Genomic DNA, 3,210 nt, shown 5'->3' on the forward strand with positions numbered 1-3,210 from the left:
GGTCACGGTTGAGCCCAGGCAGGAGGACGACGGCTGATTTCATAGGATGTCCAATTTGACTCAAGAGGCATATCCAACTTTGGCGTACCGGCAGCGCAATTGCGGGTCAAGCGAAGGTTAAGGCTTTTAAGCTATTTGGCGCGTTGAATTGGGCAACGCACTTGAAAAGCGGCTGGGAACTGAAGTTCGACGATCGACGCTGGGCCTCTGGGATCGCCTGGGCAATTGTTCTGCTTGTTTCCGCATTTGTATATGCGTTCTTTTCCCAAGCGGACGCCACTTTTGCGACGGCATTCTCAAAGGCATTTTCTTTGAAGGTCGATCTCGGCCGATGCTCTTCGTCCTTTGCAAATTTGATTATGGCACAGATCGTGTATGCGCTGGCGACCTGTCTCGTGCTTTCGGGGCTTGCGATTGCGATGGGTGTCGCTGCCATCACGGACATCCCCAACAGGTCGAGATACCTCAAGCTTCTCCTGGCTACATTGGCGTTCCTGCTCTTGTTGCTCGCATTTGCGATGAATGACGACGGATTTTGGCTTAACTCCACAAGTCGCAGATCTTTCGGGCGACGCTTGAGTTTTGTCGATGCTTGTGTGCAAAGCCACAACACCAATTTCATTCGTCTCTATGTGATGAGTGTCTGGCTTGCCTTCGGCTCTTGGATGCTCATTCTTATGGAGCTTCTATATTTCAGGGCGATACTGTTCCGTCGAAATTACGATGAGTTGCCAGAAAATCCGCAGCTTCGCGCTGAAATACTAGCAATTCGCTCAAAGTACGGCGCAGTGAATCAGCCGCTGAAGAAGCCGCCATGGACACTCTTGATGCTGGTGTTCGTAGCCCTTCTGCTTACCTTCGTAGCTCATGGGCTCTACAAGCTGGCGGTTGTTCTAGGCGCCATCTAGGAAACGTTCGATACAATCGAGCCGATCAACGCTGCGAGCGAGCATGCCATGGATATTCTTCAAATCACGCTTGGTGGCGATCATGTGCCCGCAGATCGAGCCCAGTTCGGATCTGGCCTCCGAAAAGTCCTAGGAAAGCTCACCGAGTTGCTGATCCACCTGCTTCAAAAGCGCGTAAATCAACTCGTTTGTGACTTCCGCCATGGACTTCTCCGCTACAACCTCAGGTTATAGCAACACTATAGTTTTCAATCACCGTGTTCGCCAGAAGCTTGTCGCACATGGCCTTCAGGTCGGCTTCGGCCTTGGCCTTGTCGGTTCCGGTGAGCTCGATGTCGAACACCTTGCCCTGGCGCACCTGGCCGACGCCGTCGAAGCCCAGTCCCGAGAGCGCGTGCTCGATCGCCTTGCCCTGCGGGTCGAGGACGCCGTTCTTGAGGGTGACGGTGATACGGGCTTTCATCGATACTCCTAGACGGTCGTTTAGGGGACGGCCTGCATCGTCCGGCAGGCCGTCGGCAATCAGTGCTTCAGGCCCTTGGGCGGCTCGGAGGAGGCGACGAGCACCGGGCCCATCGGGCGCAGCGGTTCGTTCTCGTTGATGATGCCGAGACGGCGGGCAACTTCCTGATATGCTTCGACAAGGCCACCCATATCGCGGCGGAAGCGGTCCTTGTCGAGCTTGTCCTGGGTGGCGACGTCCCACAGCCGGCAGGAATCCGGCGAGATCTCGTCGGCGACGACGATGCGCATCATGTCGCCCTCGAACAGGCGGCCGCATTCGATCTTGAAGTCGACCAACTGGATGCCGACGCCGAGGAACAGGCCGGAAAGGAAGTCGTTGACGCGGATGGCCAAGGCCATGATGTCGTCGATTTCCTGCGGGCTGGCCCAGCCGAAGGCGGTGATGTGCTCTTCCGACACCATCGGGTCGTCGAGCGCGTCGGCCTTGTAGTAGAATTCGATGATCGAGCGCGGCAGCACCGTGCCTTCCTCGATGCCGAGGCGCTTGGACAGTGAGCCGGCGGCGACGTTGCGCACGACGACCTCGAGCGGGATGATCTCGACTTCCTTGATCAGCTGCTCGCGCATGTTGAGCCGGCGGATGAAATGGGTCGGGATGCCCATGCGGTTCAGATGGTTGAAGATGTGCTCGGAAATGCGGTTGTTGAGCACGCCCTTGCCATCGACCACTTCGTGCTTCTTCTTGTTGAAGGCGGTGGCATCGTCCTTGAAAAACTGGATCAGCGTGCCCGGCTCAGGTCCCTCATAGAGGATCTTGGCCTTGCCTTCGTAAATGCGGCGGCGATTTTTCATCTGATTTTTTCTCTGGATCTGCGGGCAGGCGGCAAGTGACCGGTTCCTGTCCGTCTGCCTAAATTAGTATGGCGAAGGCGGCGTTCAATGCCGGTGTTATCGCAATCGCCTTGTTTGCTCAATCGGCAAATCCCGCGAATCAACCGCTTTCGGAACCGAAATGCCGCAGCGCAGCATGCCACGAAGCATATTGACCGGCCCGCGGCCTTTTGGTTTGTGCTTGCCCATCACACATATTCACCGCCAAGCGAATCGGATTGATCGGAGGGACGTCATGAGCAGCATGAAAGACCGCGAAGAGGGCTTCGAGCGCAAATTCGCCTTCGACGAGGAACTTCGCTTCAAGGCCGCGGCGCGCCGCAACAAGGCGCTTGGCCTGTGGGCCGCCGAGAAACTCGGCAAATCCGGCGCCGATGCCGAGGCCTATGCCAAGGAAGTTGTGGTCTCCGATATCGAGGAAGCGGGCGACCACGATGTTTTCCGCAAGATCCGCAAGGATTTCGATGCCGCCGGCGTCAACCAGTCCGATCATCAGATCCGCCGCACCATGGACGAGCTGATGGCGCAGGCGATCGAGCAGATCAAGAACAGCTAAGGCTGGATGACCGTGATGTCGTCCGAAAACCGCTTCACGCGTTTCGGTCTCATGCTCTATCTCTTTGTTTTTACGCAATTCCGGACGAAAGGTCACGGCGAAGTCGCCGAACCTAAACGTTACGCACTTTTCCCGGAATTGCTCTGACTGGACCAATCGGCCGCCCGGCCAAACCGGGCGGTTTTTCTTTGCCTTCACATCGTTTCCGGCCGAAACTGCGGATTGTTAACAAGGAAAGTTCCGATGTCGCTCAAATCCCGCCTGGCCGCCGACGAAACGCTTTTCACCGCATGGTCGGGCGTGCCGGATGCGCTGACGGTCGAGATCATCGCCAAACAGGGTTTCGATGCCGTCACCCTCGACATGCAGCATGGCGGCCATCACGAGGAC

Annotated in this window: 4 protein-coding genes and 1 pseudogene; 3 read left to right on the top strand and 2 right to left on the bottom strand. The window is 56.9% G+C overall.

Annotated elements, in window-relative coordinates:
* The first annotated feature begins 161 nt into the window (after positions 1-161).
* On the top strand, positions 162-908 hold the full coding sequence (locus tag EOD07_RS28145) for a hypothetical protein (protein WP_127237711.1): 747 nt from the start codon (positions 162-164) through the stop codon (positions 906-908).
* Between the two features lie 223 nt (positions 909-1,131).
* Here the strand turns inward: EOD07_RS28145 and purS are convergent, their stop codons facing one another.
* Together purS and purC are read right to left on the bottom strand one after the other, a co-directional pair.
* Positions 1,132-1,371: a phosphoribosylformylglycinamidine synthase subunit PurS gene (gene purS / locus EOD07_RS28155; protein ID WP_040969562.1), complete on the bottom strand. Its 240-nt coding sequence runs from the start codon at positions 1,369-1,371 to the stop codon at positions 1,132-1,134.
* A gap of 59 nt (positions 1,372-1,430) precedes the next feature.
* Positions 1,431-2,225: a phosphoribosylaminoimidazolesuccinocarboxamide synthase gene (gene purC / locus EOD07_RS28160; protein WP_073988619.1), complete on the bottom strand. Its 795-nt coding sequence runs from the start codon at positions 2,223-2,225 to the stop codon at positions 1,431-1,433.
* 274 nt (positions 2,226-2,499) lie between these two features.
* Here purC and EOD07_RS28165 point away from each other — a divergent pair, with 274 nt between their 5' ends.
* Positions 2,500-2,820: a DUF1476 domain-containing protein gene (locus EOD07_RS28165; RefSeq protein WP_041000781.1), complete on the top strand. Its 321-nt coding sequence runs from the start codon at positions 2,500-2,502 to the stop codon at positions 2,818-2,820.
* Positions 2,821-3,063: 243 nt separating this feature from the next.
* Positions 3,064-3,210: pseudogene (locus EOD07_RS38690) on the top strand (2,4-dihydroxyhept-2-ene-1,7-dioic acid aldolase); the annotation flags it as partial.

Source organism: Mesorhizobium sp. M2C.T.Ca.TU.002.02.1.1 (assembly GCF_003997225.1).

Coding starts and splice junctions, on each gene's coding strand:
- purC (WP_073988619.1), bottom strand. CDS start 2,225: ATGAAAAATCGCCGCCGCATTTACGAAGGCAAGGCCAAGATCCTCTAT.
- EOD07_RS28165 (WP_041000781.1), top strand. CDS start 2,500: ATGAGCAGCATGAAAGACCGCGAAGAGGGCTTCGAGCGCAAATTCGCC.
- purS (WP_040969562.1), bottom strand. CDS start 1,371: ATGAAAGCCCGTATCACCGTCACCCTCAAGAACGGCGTCCTCGACCCG.